Origin of the sequence: Clostridium sp. OM05-5BH, from assembly GCF_003481505.1 — a bacterium.
In the GTDB taxonomy this organism is placed as follows: Bacteria; Bacillota; Clostridia; order Lachnospirales; family Lachnospiraceae; genus Otoolea; species Otoolea fessa.
Map to the genome: position 1 here is coordinate 125,717 of NZ_QULJ01000004.1, position 15,600 is coordinate 141,316.

The window sequence follows — 15,600 nt, forward strand, 5'->3', positions numbered from 1 at the left end:
GATGGAAGAAATCACCCCCAAAGTGAATTCTTCCATCCCTTTTCTTTACTCTTTTACAATCCGAAACTCCCTCCATTTTCCACTCCGGTAGCGCATCACAACTACGAAGCAGGCGATCAGCCATGCGGGCGGCATGCTCACATAGTAGCAGCGGAAGCCAACCGGGGTGAGCGCCAGCAGGAAGGAGAGCGCGAGGCGGATGCCCAGGTTGATGAAGCCGGAAGCTGCCGGGATCTTGACATCGCCTGCACCCTGCAGAAAACCGCAGGTGATGTTGGTGATCGTGCTGGTCCAGATGAAGAACATCAGGATGTCGAGATGTTCCTTTGCGCGCCGCAGGGACTCTCCGGTGATGTTGAAGATCTGGAGAAGCGGCCGGTCAAAAAGCAGAACTACGATACTGATGGAGATACTGATCAGGACGCCCATCAGGATGGTGGTGCGGTAGCCGCGGCGGGCACGGTCCAGTTTTTCAGCGCCGATATTCTGTCCGGCGAAGCTGGAAATGGCGACGTTAAAGCTCTGGGACGGGATGTGCGCGAGCTGTTCGACCTTCAGCATGGCAGCGTAGCCCTCGATGCTGGGAGCGCCGAAGGAGTTGATGAGACGCTGCAGGATGAGGAAGCCGATTGAATTGACGCCCGTCTGCAGCATGATCGGAATACTCAGGCGCATCAGCAGCGCCCCCTGTCCCTTCCAGGCGTAGAGATAACGCCGTTTCGGCAGCAGATCCGGGAAAATGTGCCGCAGATACAGGAAACTGGCGATGGCGGAACCTGCCTGTGCGATCACGGTCGCGGCAGCCGCGCCGGAGACACCCATATGAAAGATGGAGATAAACACACAGTCCAGCACGATGTTCAGGGCGGCGGAGATCATCAGGAAAATGAGTGCGCCGCGCGAATCACCGTGTGCCCGCAGGATGCCATAGGTAACATTGTAGAGCAGCTGGAAAATAATTCCACCGCTGTAGATCAGAAAGTATGCCATACTGTCGAAACGCATTTCCTCCGGTGCCTGCAAAAAACCGAAAATAACTGGACGGGCTGCCAGAAAGCAGGCGGCGGTTAAAAATATACTTGCGATTATGGCAATCAGATAGGAGACGGAGATGGATTCCTGTATGTCTGTCTCTTTTTTGGCACCGAAATACTGGGCAACTGCGATGTTGACACCGGCACCGATGGAGGTGCAGATGGCGGTCAGAAGCCAGATCATGGAGCTGGTTAGTCCGACGGCTCCAAGGGCGGTTGCGCTGATGAGGTTTCCGACGATCACGCTGTCAGCGAGGTTGTACAAAACCTGCAGCAGGTTTGCCCCCATGATAGGCAGGGAAAAGAGCAGGATGGAGGACCATTCCCGCCCTTCGGTCATATCTTTTTTCATATGTATAAAACTCCTTTGATACAGCTAAAATCATGAGTTTAGTGTAGCATAGAGGATGGAAAAAGTAAAGAGAACGGAAAGCGCTTGTCAAGTGGAAAGAGAAGGATCTATAATAGAATAGATTTAATGTAACTGTTCAGCAGGTCTGCGCATTTACTGCGCTGACCGTACGAAAACATGGGCCAGCAGGCAAAAATCCCATTGCCATAGGCAATTTTTAATGGATTTTTGCGCGTGACTGTGAGGGGACTGAACAGTTACGATTTAACGAATATTAAGAAAAAGGGATGAGGAAATCTTGAATCACAACATGGAAATGACGGAGAAACCGACGGGAAGCGGGGTAGCACGGTGGAGCTTCTATCTGATGGGGCTTCTGATTCTGGCGATGGGGCTTACACTCAATACCAAAGCTGGACTCGGAGTGTCGCCGATTATTTCACTTTCGTATGCGGCATCCGTGATCTGGAACCGGAATTTTGGTGATATGACCTTTGTCCTGTATGGTATCTTTGTCTTGATTCAGGCGGCGATTCATCTGCGGGAGAAAGGAGAAGCAGGACGCAGCTTGCTTATGAAAGATGCTCTGCAGTTTCCATTGAGTATTGCATTTACAAGATTTCTGAATGTATTTTCAGCGTGCATACCGCCGCTGGAAGAATGTGGACCGGCGGCTTCTGGACTTTTAGGACGCCTGGGCGTGCTGGTGCTTGCCCTGACTTTTACAGGCGTCGGCGCAGCGATGTCCCTGTCAATGCGGCTGGTGCCAAATCCGGGTGATGGTCTGGTGCAGGTGCTGGCGGACACCTTTGGAATCGACACAGGTCTGATGAAGAACTGTGTCGATGCAACCTGTATCGTTTTGTCACTGCTCATGGGGCTTTTGTTTGCGGGAAAACCGGTGGGAATCGGCATTGGAACGGTCTGTGCTGTCGTGCTGGTGGGGCGCGTGATTGCGCTGTTTCATCATATTTTTGGAAAGGCGATGCTGCAGGCGGCTGGACTGGAAAGTGGCAGGAACTGACAGAGTGTGTGGAAAAAGGTGTGCGAAAGATAAAAGCAGCCGATTTTTGAGTGAAATTCAGATACATAAAATAATAGGAGATAAATAAGATGAAATTGAGAATGAAGCGGAAAGCAATGGTAGTATTGGCAGCAGCCATGTTGATGAGTGCGGCAGCTCCGGCGGCTGCGATGGCGGCGGAGAAAGCGACAGGACCGGCGCTTACGGCAAGCTACAACGGGGATGTAAATACACTGGAGGCAGCGAAGGATGCAACGCAGCTGATAGTGGTGATTGGCAACCGCCAGGATCCGGCGAAGAGCCGTCTGGACTGGTATAAACGCGATGCAGATGGAAAACTGGTGCAGGTGATGTCGAAAGAAGCGGTCAGCGGCATGAACGGTATCACGATGCAGAAGCAGGAGGGCGATAAGAAGACGCCGGCGGGTGTGTACCGCTTTACGATGGCATTTGGCCTGAAGGCAAATCCGGGAACGATTCTGCCGTATCACCAGATCGTGGACGGCGATTATTATGTAGATGACGGAAACAGCCAGTATTATAACAAGCTGGCAAATACGAAGCAGGTACAGAAGGACTGGAATTCGGCGGAGGATCTGATGGCGCAGGCGCCGCAGTATAATTATGGCCTGGTACTGGATTATAATCCGGAGTGTACACCGGGAAAGGGATCGGCGATCTTTCTGCATTGCCCGAAGAGCTGGAATAATACGGGAACTTCCGGATGCATCAGTATTCCGGAGGAAGATATGAAACAGGTTGTGTGCCAGGTGGATACCGGGACGAAGATTGTGGTGGTGCAGGATGAGAGCGATTTAGCAAATTACTAATTAGATAGGCTGTGAGAGTCAGATCTCATTTGGGGATTTTTATCTGGAAGCAGATAGGAACCCCCAGATGAGTTTTTTTGTTTCATAGGACATAATTTCCTAATGAAACCCAAAAACGCCGGACAATATCCGGCGCTCAGGTGTCTCAAAATATTTGTCCCTACGTTGGCATTATCCAAATCAGGTTTTGGGTCGGAACTTTTGGTTCCCTCTCAGCCTGCATCACAAGCTCCCCATTATCGAAATGAATTGTAGCATGATTTGGAAAAAAATAGCAATGGCAACTCTGGTTTTATGATTTATTTGCCCCGCCCATCTGCCGGCTCAGCATCCGCAGCATTTCCGCCTGCCGTTTCTGCGCTGGGGGCATTTGGTCTGTCAGGATCGAAAAAAGAGTGTCCATTTCTGAGGTTGAGAATTGCGGGGAACCGTTGCTGCCCCGGAGACTCATGAGAAGCGGCAGAAGCTTGTCTTGCGGCGTGTTTCTTGCCTGATCGGCTAACTGTTCCATCTGTTTTATTTTGTCTGGATCCATGGAGCGGAGTCTCGGATCCTGTTTCCAGTTTTGAAATTCCATAGTGTGTGCCTCCTGTCTGTTTGAAGTGGATGTGCCAGATGCACGGTCTGTGGTTTTTTTCTGTCTGCGGGAATATTCGGCTTGCGGGTAAAGGACAGATGCCGGAACTGCATCAGAATTGGGTGAATCATTCTGGATATCTTGCGAAGTCGGAAAGGATGCTGTCTGCGGCATATTTTGCCAGTAGGATTCATAGAGGCGGGAACCTTCGATAAAATTTAAGACCAGATCGATCGAACTTTGCTCTTCCTCTGTGCCATACGGCTTGATCGCTTTCAGCATATCAACCGGCGAATCCTTGTCGCGTTCGCCCACCGAGCAGATTCCGATCTCACCGTCGGCCGGATCAGCAAATAGCTGCATCGTCTTTTCTAGTTCGCGGAATTTCACAAACAGGGAGAAAAAACGCTGTTCCGGGATGTGAATATAGGGAAGCGCCGCCTTGACAAGCTGCATATGTGGGAGTGAGGTCAAGCGGTCTAACTCGGTCATTTTGAGAGAAACATCTTGGTTCACGAAAAAAACCTCCCAAATCTTTGTCTCAATATATGCAGATGAGAGGAAAAAAAGACGTTTTGGTTCACGGGTAGGCACTTTTGGAATCGAAAAAGAACGGGAATGTTTAAAGAAAAAAAGCTCCGGGACAGGAAAAACCACATATAGTATATTATAAAAAATAAGAAAGAAAAGGATTCAGAGCTATGAACACCCGGCTGATCATTGATGGAAATGCCGTTTATGAAATAGATGAAGACTGTCTCGCCTGCCGCGGACGGCGGACTGGATGCAGACGCTGTGTGGAACCGGGTTCCCGCACCCGGGGACGAAGCACGCCTTTACAGAAATTGGAACCTGCCAGTGAAAAATCACAAACTCACAAATAAAGAAAGATGTGGTATAATGTAAAGAAAGAAATTCCCCTCATTCCAGCCTGCCCAGCCACTTCCTCATGAGGTGTCAGGGAAAGCTGGAATGGGGATACCGTAGCAGAGCTCCAGAGTCCTAAGACAAACTGGCTCACAACAACATTGCATCAGGAACTGAAAGGACGAATCCATATGAACCCATATAAAATCATGCTGGTAGATGACGAGGAGGAAGTACGGACAAGCATCATACGCAAAATCGACTGGCAGGATGCCGGATTCGAGGTGATCGGGGATGCGGAGAACGGGAAGGAAGCGCTGGAAAAGATCGAGCAGAATGAGCCGGATGTTGTGCTGACAGACATCCGGATGCCATATATGGACGGGCTGGAGATGGCGGAGAATATACGGCAGAGATATCCGTCCATCAAGATCGTGATTTTTTCTGGTTTTGATGAATTTGAGTACGCCAAAAAGGCGATCAAGCTCAATGTGATCGAATATATTTTAAAGCCGGTCAATGTCGAAGAGCTGACGGCGATTTTAAAGAAAATCAAGAAAAATCTCGATGAGGAGATCGAGCAGAAGCGGAATGTTACCCTGCTTCGGGAAAGTTATATCAAGAGTCTTCCGGCGATCCGGGAACATTTTTTGAATGACCTGATTCACGGCGGCATGGAGGAAGCGCAGATTGAGGAAAAACTGAACGAATATGCGATCGACGTTGCGGGTGCGGTCAAATGGGTGATTGCGGCGATCCATCTGGAACCGGATGAGAAGGTGGACAAGGCAGTTTCGCTGCATCAGCAGCGGGAGCTGATTCCGATTTCCGTCCGCAATCTGATTGAGGAAAAACTGGAAGGGCAGTACCGTTTTATTGTGTTCCACTCTTCCTTTGAGACGATCCTTCTGGTGGCGATCGACAAAGACAATACGCAGACCGGACTGATTGCCCTGCTGGGCGATATCTGCAAGGAGACGAAGAAAATTCTGGAGGTATCGGTTACGATCGGCGTGGGTGAGAGCTGCAGTTCGCTGACGGATTTAAGCCGCCCGTGCCACACGGCACTCAATGCACTCGGTTACCGTGCGATCACAGGTTCCGGCGGTGTGATCTGCATCGGCGATATGGAGCCGTCCGGGCATGAAAAACTCCGGTTCGACAGCCGGATGGAGTCGGAGCTTATAGCGGCAGTCAAGTTTGGACCGAAGGAAAAGATCCGTTCCGTGATAGACGGGATTGTGAGCCGGATGGAGGATGCGCGGGTGCATTACCGCCAGTATCAGGCGTATGTGCTTGCGATCATCAATGTGCTGACACAGCTCTCCCAGCAGTATGATCTGCGGATCAGCGAGATGTTTGGCGTGGAAAATGATTATTTCGAGATTCTGGGGCGCGTCCAGAAGATGGAGAATGTCCGCCCGTACCTGACCGAGGTGGCGCTCAAGATGAATGCCGGAATGGAAGAAGAGCGGAGCAATACGACAAAAAACGTGATCCGCGAGGCGAAGCAGTACATTCAGGACAATTTTCAAGATCCGGAGCTGTCGGTGGAGAAGATCTGCCGCCATCTGCATATGAGCCCGGCGTATTTTTCAACGATGTTTAAGAAGGAGACGGGACAGGCGTACATCGCCTATCTGACCGATGTCCGGCTGGGGCGCGCGGTCGAGCTTCTGATGGCAACTGACGACAAGACGTATATCATCGCGGAAAAGGTCGGCTACCCGGAGCAGAACTATTTCAGTTACGTATTTAAGAAAAAATTCGGTGTTTCCCCGACGCGGTACCGCACGGCACACCGGAGCGGGGAGGCATAATGGGTAAAAAAAGGACGATCTGGAAGAAAAAGCTTTTTGACGACGCCAGCATCCGGTCTATGATCTTTATCTATTTTACGATCACGGCGCTGGCGGCGAGCGTGCTGATCTCCCTGTCGCTGTACCAGAGAATGTCACGGCAGGTCACGGAAGTAGTACAGGAGGAGAGCCAGAACCTGATCGCGCAGGTGGGGCGCTCTGTGGAGTCGTATCTCCGCACGATCATGAAGCTGTCCGACTCGCTTTATTATGGCACGATCAAGAATGCCGATCTGTCGAGCCAGTCGCTTGGAAGTGAATTTACGCTTCTCTACGATAATAATAAGGATAATGTGGAGAATATTGCCCTGTTTTCGGAGGATGGGGCGCTTCTGGAGGCAGTCCCGGCGGTGCGTCTGAAAAATGAGGTGGATGTGACGCAGGAAGAATGGTTCCGGAGCGCCTTAAACCGGACGGAAAACCAGCATTTTTCCCTACCGCACGTACAGTATGTGTTTGACAATGCGGAAAATCAATATCGATGGGTCATTTCGCTGTCCCGGGCGGTCGAACTGACACACGGAACCTCGACCTCGCAGGGCGTCCTTCTGGTCGATATTCGCTATTCGAGCCTGGAACAGCTCTTTGGCGGCATCACGACGGGGCGCGGCGGTTATTTCTATATGATCAGCGGAAATGGCGAGATTCTTTACCACCCGCAGATGCAGCTTCTGGATTCCGGCTGGGTGCAGGAGAACAATGGACAGGCAGCCGGCTATTCGGACGGAAATCATGAGGAGATATTTGCCGGAAAAAAGCGGATGGCGACGGTCAAGACGATCGGCTACACAGGCTGGAAGGTGGTCGGGGTGACGCCGGAAAATGCCGTGTCGCTCAACACGATCAAAACCCGGCTTTTTATCGTATTTGTCATTGCCCTCATTTTGTGCATTCTGGCTCTGATTAACTCTTATATTTCATCGAGGATCACGAATCCGATCCGCGAGCTGGAAAAATCGGTCGGCGTCCTGGAGGCGGGCAATTTAAGCGCACCGGTGTACATCGGAGGTTCCTATGAGATCCGCCATCTGGGAAAATCGATCAGTGATATGGCGGGTCAGATCCGCCTCCTGATGCAGGATATTGTGCGTGAGCATGAGGCGAAACGCAAGCAGGAGTTTGATACGCTGCAGTCGCAGATCAATCCGCATTTCCTCTATAATACGCTCGATATCATTGTCTGGATGATTGAAAATGAGCAGAAAACGGAGGCGGTCAAGGTGGTGACGGCGCTGGCGCGGTTCTTCCGTATCAGTTTAAGCCGCGGCAAGAGCTTAATTACTGTGAAGGATGAGCTGGAACACGTCCGGAATTACCTGATGATCCAACAGATGCGGTTTAAAAATAAGTTTACCTATACGATCAAGTCAGATGATGAGGTTTTGGAACTTGCAAGTTTAAAACTGATGCTGCAGCCGCTGGTGGAGAATGCGATCTACCATGGCATGGAATATATGGACGGCGACGGCGAGATCTTCGTGCGCGCCTGGCAGGAGGAAAAAGAGCTGTATTTGGAGGTGCGGGACAATGGGCTTGGCATGACGGAGGAACAGGTCGAGAGCCTCTTTACCGATACGGCGCACGTGGCATCCAAGCGCGGATCCGGCATCGGGGTACGCAATGTCAACGAGCGGATCAAGCTGTATTTCGGCGCGGAATATGGTCTTTCGATCGAGTCGGAGCCGGATGAAGGAACCGCGGTGAAGATTCATCTTCCGGCAGTGCCTTACGAGAAAGTGCTGGAAGAGAAGAAAGTGTAAAAGTGGGGGCGACAGATCAATGCGATATGGAGTGAGAAAAAAAAAGGAGCTGGTGCTCTGGGGAATCCTGTGTGTGGGACTTATTTTGCTGTATCTCCTTTCCTCCACGGATTGGATCATCAAGGAAAAAGAGGTGGAGGTCTACCCGGTGTCCCTGATTATCAGCGATACTTCGGATGATGATTACGTCAACTTCCGCAAGGGCGTGGATCAGGCGGCGGTTGAGTATAATGTAGATGTCAGCTTTATTACCCTGTATGAAAAGGATAATCTGGCACAGCAGATGGAGCTGGTGCGCCGGGAAGCGGCAGACGGTGCCGGGGCAGTGATACTGGAGCCGGTTGATGAGCTGGAATGCCGCCAATATCTGGAAGAAAATACATATGGAACGCCGATTATCCTGCTGGGTGAATTATCACCGGATGAGGAGGTCAAGGGGGCGGTTCATATGGACTGGACGGCAGCCGGGAGAAAGCTGGGCGAGGCGATTACGGCGGAACAGAGCCCCGATCTTCCTGTCTGGATCTTTGCAGATAACCCATATATCGGCAAGGCGGGGGAGATGAAGCAGGGGCTGACGGAGGTGCTGGAAAAACAGGGCTTTTCCTATACCATTGTGCCGCGCGGCACCGATGATACTTACCGTTCCGTCATTGAAAAAACAGTTTATCCGGGCAGCGGCACGGCGGTGGTGGCGGCACTGGATTTCGCCAGCACAGCGGAGGCGGCGGAGATTGTCGGCGGAAGCAGCGTGTACGGAAAATACATTTCCGGGCTGTACGGCGTCGGGATGATGCCGTCCCTGCTGGATCAGCTTGACAAGGGGACAATCCGGGGGCTGGTGGTGACAAACCAGTTTGACGCGGGCTATTTTGCGGTCAAAAAAGCAGTGCAGGCGATTGAAAAAGAGCAGGAGAGAAGCCAGTTTTCACTGGAATCCTACTATATAGAGAAGGATGAGCTACGGTCAAAGAAATATGAGAAGATGCTGTACCCGATTGATTAAAAATCTGGGAAGGGGGTATAGAGAAATGAAAAAAAGCGGAAAAAGCATTCAGATGGCGCTGGCGCTTCTGGCAGCGGGCACACTTCTTTTAAATGGATGCAGCGCGGCAAAACCGGCAGAAAAAAAGAGCATCCGTATCGGCGTGACGCTGTACCGGGGCGAGGATGCCTTTATCAACAATATCCGTTCCAGTCTGGAGGAAAAGGCGAAGGAATATGAGCAGCAGACGGGCATCAAGGTTAATCTGGAAATCATGGATCCGAAGGGAAACCAAAATACGCAGAACAGCCAGGTAGATCGTTTCCTTTCCCTGGAATACGATGCGATCTGTGTTAATATGGTGGATCGCTCGGCAGCATCGTATGTCATCAACAAGGCGATGGATGCCGGGACGCCGGTCGTATTTTTCAACCGCGAACCGGTCGAGGAGGACATGAAACGATGGGAGCACCTCTATTATGTAGGGGAGGACGCGCGGGAATCGGCGGTTCTGCAGGGGAAAATTCTGGTGGATGCGTATCAGGAAAATCCAGGCAGTCTTGATTTAAACGAGGATGGAACTGTGGGATATGTGATGTTGGAGGGCGAGCGCAGCCATCAGGATTCGCTGATCCGCACAGAGTGGTCGGTACAGACGATGCGCGACGGAGATATTCCGCTGGAAAAACTGACCGGTGGTTCGGCAAACTGGGATCGGAGCCAGGCGGCGGCGCTGATGGAACAGTGGATCCGCCAGTTCGGGGATGCGATCGAGGTGGTGATCTGCAACAACGATGAGATGGCGCTCGGAGCTGCCGAGGCGCTTGAACGCGCTGGTGACACAAGAGGTGTGAAGGTGGTCGGCATTGACGGAACCCCGCAGGGAATCGAGGGGCTTAAGAGCGGAAAGCTGTATGGAACAGTCCAGTGCGACAGCGACGAGTATGCAGAAGTGATTTTTGAGATAGCTGCCGCCGAGGCACTTGGTCAAAATGTACAGGAAAAGGTCGAATTAGAGGAAGGAACCTATTATCAATGCAGTCAGAAAGCGTTGACTGTTGCTGATTTACCATAAAATCCCACAGTTTCACACCGGAAAAACAAGAATATGTGAATAAAATCACAAAGGATCTAAAAAAATTTTATATAAGAACCAAGAAAATTATATGGAAAAGTGTACAAACGATCCGTATAATAAAGGTGTCGATAAGAAAAAATGACGAATCGGCGAAACTGTATAATGTGTGTATGCGGAAAATTTAACTGTTCGGTGGATCCGGACAGCGCAAACGGATACGCAAGTTTAAGGGAGGACAAACATTATGAAACTGAAAAAAGTAGCAGCACTTGGTTTGGCAACTGCAATGGCATTTTCCGTAACTGCTTGCTCCAGCAAACCGGCAGAGACAACTGCAGCGGCAGAAGAGACAACAGCAGCAGCTGACGCAGCAGAGACTGTTAAAGAAGCAATCGAAGGAAAAGATCCGGCAGAAGTTAAAGTTGGTATTTCTATTTACCAGTTCGCTGATAACTTCATGACACTGTATAGAAACGAACTTCAGAAATATTTAGTAGATGAGCTTGGCTTAAAGGCAGAGAACATCTCCATCATGGATGGTAAGAATGACCAGTCCGAGCAGATGAACCAGATCCGTAACTTCGTTACTCAGGGATTTGATGTTATGATCATCAACCTGGTTCAGGCTTCTTCTGAGCCGGATGTAACCAACATCTGCAACGAAGCAGGTATCCCGGTTGTTTACATCAACCGTGAGCCGGATGCTGAGAGAGAGCAGGCTTGGGTTGACGACGGCATCAAAGCTACTTATGTAGGTGCTGATGCTAGACAGTCCGGTACATATCAGGGTGAAGAGATCGCTGAGCTTGAGAACAAGGGTGATGCAGACGGCGACGGCGTTGTTCGTTACATCATGGTTCAGGGTGATCCGGAGAACGTAGATGCTCAGTACAGAACTGAGAAATCCGTTGAGGCTTTAAAGGCAGCTGGCGTAGAGGTTGAAGAGCTGACCAAGCAGCGTGGTGATTGGGATCAGACAAAGGGTCAGGAGATCACTGCTAACGCTCTGTCCCAGTACGGCGACAAGATCGATGTTGTATTCTGCAACAACGATGCTATGGCTCTTGGTGCTCTGCAGGCTATCGAGGCAGCTGGAAGAACTGTAAACAAAGATATCTACCTGGTAGGTGTTGATGCTCTGGTTGAGGTTGTTGAGAACGTTATGAACGACAAGATGACCGGTACCGTATTCAACGATTACTTCGGACAGGCTCATACAGCAGCTGACAAAGCTCTTGATTTCGTAAACGGCAAAGATGTTGACAACGTATACATGGTAGACTATGTAAAGGTTACAACTGAGAACGCTGGCGATATTCTGGAAATGATTAAATAATTGTAGCTGTTCAGAGAAGGACGGTTATGAACATATCACTCCCCTGCAGGGGAGTGAATAAAGTGTCGGGTGTGCAGATGGCACACCCGATTTTATGAAAGGAGAGAATGGGATGGCAGAGTACAGATTGGAGATGCGCGGGGTATCGAAAAGCTTCCCTGGCGTAAAAGCTCTGGACAAGATAAACCTCAAAGTACGTCCCGGCACCGTCCATGCACTGATGGGAGAAAACGGCGCTGGTAAATCCACCTTGATGAAATGTCTCTTTGGTATTTATCATATGGATGAAGGTGAGGTATATCTGGATGGAGAAAAAGTGGAGATCCACAATCCGGATGAAGCCCTTCACAGAGGACTGGCCATGGTACATCAGGAGCTGCAGCCGATACCTGAGAGAACGGTAGCAGAGAATATGTACACCGGTCGTTATCCAACCAAGAAATTTGGTCCGATTCAGGTCATCGACCATAAAAAGATGTTTGAAGAGACAGCAAAATGGCTGGACGATGTTAAGATGCCGTATAACCCGAAGGCAAAACTGGGAACCATGTCCATCGCCCAGATGCAGTCTGTCGAGATTGCCAAGGCTGTATCCTTAAATGCCAGAGTTGTAATTCTGGACGAGCCGACTTCCTCCTTGACGGATAATGAGGTAGAGGCGCTTTTCCGCATTGTCCGTGACCTGAAATCACGAGGCGTATCCCTCATCTATATTTCCCATAAGATGGCGGAGATTCGTGAGATTTGTGATGATATTACCATCATGCGAGACGGCACCTATGTTGGTTCCTGGCATATGGACGAGATTTCGGATGATGAGATCGTCAAACAGATGGTTGGTCGTGAGCTGACCAATATCTATCCTCCGAAGAATGATACAAAAGCCGGAGAGGTACTGCTGGATGTCAGAGGATATTCCAGTATCCATGATCGTTCCTTCCAGGATTGCTCCTTCACCCTTAGAAGAGGCGAGATTCTTGGATTCGGCGGCCTGGTAGGTGCTCAGAGAACGGAACTGATGGAAGGTATCTTCGGTATGCGTCATATTAAATCCGGAGAAGTTTATATTAAGGGTAAGAAAATGAACATTAAGCGTCCGCAGGATGCAATCCGGGGCGGTATCGGTATGATTACCGAGGACCGACGCGGAACTGGTATTCTGGGATGTCTGTCCATTGCAGATAATGTATCAATTTCCTCCCTGGATCAGTATTTACACTATGGTATCAAACTGAATAAGAAGAAGATTGAGCAGCTTGTCAAGGATAACGTGGCAAAGCTTTCAATCAAGACGCCGAGCAGTAAGACACTGATTCAGTCACTTTCAGGCGGTAACCAGCAGAAGGTTCTGATTTCCCGCTGGCTGGCCAACAACCCGGATATCCTCATCATGGATGAGCCGACCCGTGGTATCGACGTTGGTGCCAAGTACGAGATCTACCAGATCATGATTGACCTGGCAAAGCAGGGCAAAGGTATCATCATGATTTCATCTGAGATGCCGGAGCTGATTGGTATGTCGAACCGTATCCTTGTCATGTGTAATGGTCACATTACCGGTGAGGTACAGGGTGAGGAAGCAACTCAGGAGCGTATCATGAGCTACGCGACTAAGTTCTAAAGGAGGAAGAGAGAATGGATAAGAAACAACTGAATGTAAAAGATATATTGATCAATAACGGTATCGTTATTCTGATCCTGTTGATGGTTCTCTTTGTTGGTGTGACAAAACAGAACTTCTTCAGCCGTAGCAACTTTAGCAACATTTCCATCAACGTAGCATGCCGTTTCATCATCGCAGTCGGCGTATCCGGCTGTCTGATTACGAAAGGTACCGACCTTTCTGCAGGACGTCTGGTTGGACTTTCTGCCTGCCTGGCAGGTACTCTGCTCCAGAAGAGTGATTACAGCGGACATTTTGAACTTACCAAAGGATTTGGCGAGCAGAACGTATGGCTGATTCTCCTTATCTGTATTGCTATCTGCTGTGTATTTGGTCTTATCAATGGTATCGTAGTTGCTTACCTGAATGTACCGGCTTTCATCGGTACCCTGGGTATGCAGATGATCGTATACGGTATCAACCTGGTTTACACAAAATCCGTTCCGTTAGGCGGTTATCGTCAGGAGTATACCATCATTGCAAATGGTAACTTCTTCGGTATTCCGTACCTGTTCATCATTGCATTTGTCATCGGCGCGATCATGTGGTTCGTATTTAACTACACCCGCCATGGTAAATATATGTATGCAATCGGCGGCAACGAGGCAGCAGCAGAGGTTGCTGGTGTAAATGTTAAGAAAACCAAGATCATCATCTATGTAACAGCTACTGCACTGTATGCTATCGCAGGTTTCCTTCTGGGAGCTAAATCTGGTGGTGCCGGTGTAAATACCGGTAACGGTTACGAGCTGGAGGCTATTGCAGCTTGTACCATCGGTGGTGTATCTGTAAACGGTGGTATCGGACGTATCTCCGGTGTTATCATCGGTGTACTTGTATTCGAGTTCTTAAAGACCTGCTTACAGTTCCTCGGCATCGACCCGAACTATCAGTATATTGCACAGGGTATCGTTATCGTTGTTGCGATTGCGCTGGATATCCGTAAGTATATTGCGAAGAAGTAATAAGATTAACTGTGTTCTGACGAGAATGTATGTACCATATGAAAATTCGTCTGAAACCGTACATAAATATAAGTTCGAAAAGAAATCAGAAACTCCCTCTCCATGGATGCATGGCGGGGGAGTTTTTTATAATAGGATAATCCGTTGGAATCTTCTATTATATAAACTGCCGGGCAGGATTTTTTCTTGTATAAATCTGAAAAGTTGTAATCGGCAGGGGGATGGTGGACGAGATGGTGTGTCAGCTCTTGCTTTGACAGTGACGGAAAAATATTTTTGGATTGCCTGAACTTATTTTTATGGATATAATAAGAGAAGAGGCTGCTTCGGAGTGAGCAGCAGAGAAAACAAGCCATATTCTGAAAGGAACAAGGATGAGCGAAAACGAAGTGATGGAAAAAAAAGAAACACTGGAAGAGGCATTGGGTGAAGAGATTGAGGCGGTGAAGAAAACGGTGGAAGAAGCCGCAGAAAATGCTGCCGATAAAACGTTGGAAGATCTTGAAGCTGAAAACGAAAAACTCCGTCAGGAATTGGAACTTATGAAGGAAAAGACTGTCAAAGAACGCATCTACGATCATGTGCATGTGTCCGTGCGGACGATGGATATTTTTATTGTCGTGATGGTATTGTTGTTTGTGGTGGTTGTGGTGCTGGGGATGCTGAATAAGTAGAAAGCAGCCGTGGTTAAAACTGTTTTGAGGATAAATGAGAGGAGGAAGAAAGATGATGTACCCATTTATGACCTTAAATGATGATACGGAAATTACCCATTCTGAAATGCGGGCAGATGGCAGGGTTAAAGTTTATATAGAAACACCCGATGAAAAAGATGGATTTCACAATGCCATATGCTATTTGCCAGATTACAAGTGGGAGAATATAAATGGTTATTCAGATATGGAAATGAGTTATTTCAAGAAACTGATTCGGGAAAATGCACACTTGATTATGGAGTTTTCACAAGAGGGAGGAATTCTGAGTGCCGCAAATTTTTAGGATTGGACCATATATTGTATATTTTTGGTCGAATGAAAATGAGCCGCTGGAACCGGTGCATGTCCATATTGCAGAGGGAAGAGCAACTTCAAATGCGACAAAAGTGTGGATAACCAGTACGGGCAAGGCATTGCTCAGCCACAATTCTTCCAAAATATCAGCCCAAATTTTGAACAGTATGATTCGGGTGATAGAGGCCAACAGTGAAGAAATTATAGAAAAATGGCTTTCTCATTTTGGAGAAATACGGTACTTTTGTTAAGACTTTTTA

General features: G+C 49.0%; 15 protein-coding genes and 1 riboswitch. Of the genes, 13 read left to right on the top strand and 2 right to left on the bottom strand.

What is annotated here, in order from left to right; genetic code table 11:
* Positions 1–45: 45 nt before the first annotated feature.
* Positions 46–1,386 carry an MATE family efflux transporter gene (locus DXB70_RS06880; RefSeq protein WP_118467380.1) on the bottom strand — a complete coding sequence of 447 codons (1,341 nt, stop codon included), beginning with the start codon at positions 1,384–1,386 and terminating at the stop codon, positions 46–48.
* 298 nt (positions 1,387–1,684) lie between these two features.
* On the opposite strand from DXB70_RS06880, the gene DXB70_RS06885 reads away from it, so the two are divergent.
* Both DXB70_RS06885 and DXB70_RS06890 read left to right on the top strand, forming a co-directional pair.
* Positions 1,685–2,410, top strand: a complete 726-nt coding sequence (locus DXB70_RS06885; RefSeq protein WP_243099921.1) for a DUF6198 family protein — start codon at positions 1,685–1,687, stop codon at positions 2,408–2,410.
* Between the two features lie 89 nt (positions 2,411–2,499).
* A complete protein-coding gene (locus DXB70_RS06890) occupies positions 2,500–3,240 on the top strand; it encodes a L,D-transpeptidase family protein (RefSeq protein WP_243099922.1) in 741 nt (246 codons plus the stop codon).
* A 140-nt stretch (positions 3,241–3,380) separates the two neighbouring features.
* Positions 3,381–3,486: riboswitch (TPP riboswitch) on the bottom strand.
* A 46-nt stretch (positions 3,487–3,532) separates the two neighbouring features.
* Here the strand turns inward: DXB70_RS06890 and DXB70_RS14375 are convergent.
* Positions 3,533–4,333 (bottom strand): hypothetical protein, encoded by an 801-nt coding sequence (locus DXB70_RS14375; protein WP_233430273.1) that lies wholly within the window; start codon positions 4,331–4,333, stop codon positions 3,533–3,535.
* A gap of 185 nt (positions 4,334–4,518) precedes the next feature.
* On the opposite strand from DXB70_RS14375, the gene DXB70_RS14210 reads away from it, so the two are divergent.
* The 11 genes from DXB70_RS14210 to DXB70_RS06950 all read left to right on the top strand — a co-directional run bounded on the left by DXB70_RS14210 (position 4,519) and on the right by DXB70_RS06950 (position 15,591).
* The gene (locus DXB70_RS14210; RefSeq protein ID WP_107001618.1) at positions 4,519–4,701 is read left to right on the top strand and encodes a hypothetical protein; all 183 of its coding nucleotides are present in this window, start codon (positions 4,519–4,521) and stop codon (positions 4,699–4,701) included.
* A gap of 174 nt (positions 4,702–4,875) precedes the next feature.
* A complete protein-coding gene (locus DXB70_RS06905; RefSeq protein WP_118472438.1) occupies positions 4,876–6,504 on the top strand; it encodes a response regulator in 1,629 nt (542 codons plus the stop codon).
* The gene (locus tag DXB70_RS06910; RefSeq protein WP_117795062.1) at positions 6,504–8,303 is read left to right on the top strand and encodes a sensor histidine kinase; all 1,800 of its coding nucleotides are present in this window, start codon (positions 6,504–6,506) and stop codon (positions 8,301–8,303) included. The genes DXB70_RS06905 and DXB70_RS06910 overlap by 1 nt, the downstream gene beginning before the upstream one ends.
* A 31-nt stretch (positions 8,304–8,334) precedes the next feature.
* Positions 8,335–9,309 (top strand): substrate-binding domain-containing protein, encoded by a 975-nt coding sequence (locus DXB70_RS06915; protein WP_118673050.1) that lies wholly within the window; start codon positions 8,335–8,337, stop codon positions 9,307–9,309.
* Positions 9,310–9,334: 25 nt separating this feature from the next.
* Entirely contained in the window at positions 9,335–10,363 is a 1,029-nt protein-coding gene (locus DXB70_RS06920; RefSeq protein WP_118672957.1) for a galactose ABC transporter substrate-binding protein, read from the top strand.
* A gap of 247 nt (positions 10,364–10,610) precedes the next feature.
* Positions 10,611–11,702 (top strand): substrate-binding domain-containing protein, encoded by a 1,092-nt coding sequence (locus tag DXB70_RS06925; protein WP_181357250.1) that lies wholly within the window; start codon positions 10,611–10,613, stop codon positions 11,700–11,702.
* Between the two features lie 112 nt (positions 11,703–11,814).
* Entirely contained in the window at positions 11,815–13,323 is a 1,509-nt protein-coding gene (locus DXB70_RS06930) for a sugar ABC transporter ATP-binding protein (protein ID WP_107001613.1), read from the top strand.
* 14 nt (positions 13,324–13,337) lie between these two features.
* Positions 13,338–14,330 (top strand): beta-methylgalactoside transporter, encoded by a 993-nt coding sequence (locus tag DXB70_RS06935; protein ID WP_107001612.1) that lies wholly within the window; start codon positions 13,338–13,340, stop codon positions 14,328–14,330.
* A gap of 374 nt (positions 14,331–14,704) precedes the next feature.
* The gene (locus DXB70_RS06940; RefSeq protein WP_243099923.1) at positions 14,705–15,004 is read left to right on the top strand and encodes a hypothetical protein; all 300 of its coding nucleotides are present in this window, start codon (positions 14,705–14,707) and stop codon (positions 15,002–15,004) included.
* A gap of 52 nt (positions 15,005–15,056) precedes the next feature.
* A complete protein-coding gene (locus DXB70_RS06945; RefSeq protein WP_107001611.1) occupies positions 15,057–15,329 on the top strand; it encodes a hypothetical protein in 273 nt (90 codons plus the stop codon).
* A complete protein-coding gene (locus DXB70_RS06950) occupies positions 15,313–15,591 on the top strand; it encodes a DUF4160 domain-containing protein (RefSeq protein ID WP_107001610.1) in 279 nt (92 codons plus the stop codon). The genes DXB70_RS06945 and DXB70_RS06950 overlap by 17 nt, the downstream gene beginning before the upstream one ends.
* Positions 15,592–15,600: the final 9 nt, after the last annotated feature.

Bases quoted from the DNA above. Each gene is read 5' to 3' on its own strand.
- DXB70_RS06880 (WP_118467380.1), bottom strand. From the start codon at position 1,386: ATGAAAAAAGATATGACCGAAGGGCGGGAATGGTCCTCCATCCTGCTC.
- DXB70_RS06890 (WP_243099922.1), top strand. From the start codon at position 2,500: ATGAAATTGAGAATGAAGCGGAAAGCAATGGTAGTATTGGCAGCAGCC.
- DXB70_RS14210 (WP_107001618.1), top strand. From the start codon at position 4,519: ATGAACACCCGGCTGATCATTGATGGAAATGCCGTTTATGAAATAGAT.
- DXB70_RS06905 (WP_118472438.1), top strand. From the start codon at position 4,876: ATGAACCCATATAAAATCATGCTGGTAGATGACGAGGAGGAAGTACGG.
- DXB70_RS06910 (WP_117795062.1), top strand. From the start codon at position 6,504: ATGGGTAAAAAAAGGACGATCTGGAAGAAAAAGCTTTTTGACGACGCC.
- DXB70_RS06920 (WP_118672957.1), top strand. From the start codon at position 9,335: ATGAAAAAAAGCGGAAAAAGCATTCAGATGGCGCTGGCGCTTCTGGCA.
- DXB70_RS06925 (WP_181357250.1), top strand. From the start codon at position 10,611: ATGAAACTGAAAAAAGTAGCAGCACTTGGTTTGGCAACTGCAATGGCA.
- DXB70_RS06930 (WP_107001613.1), top strand. From the start codon at position 11,815: ATGGCAGAGTACAGATTGGAGATGCGCGGGGTATCGAAAAGCTTCCCT.
- DXB70_RS06935 (WP_107001612.1), top strand. From the start codon at position 13,338: ATGGATAAGAAACAACTGAATGTAAAAGATATATTGATCAATAACGGT.
- DXB70_RS06940 (WP_243099923.1), top strand. From the start codon at position 14,705: ATGAGCGAAAACGAAGTGATGGAAAAAAAAGAAACACTGGAAGAGGCA.
- DXB70_RS06945 (WP_107001611.1), top strand. From the start codon at position 15,057: ATGATGTACCCATTTATGACCTTAAATGATGATACGGAAATTACCCAT.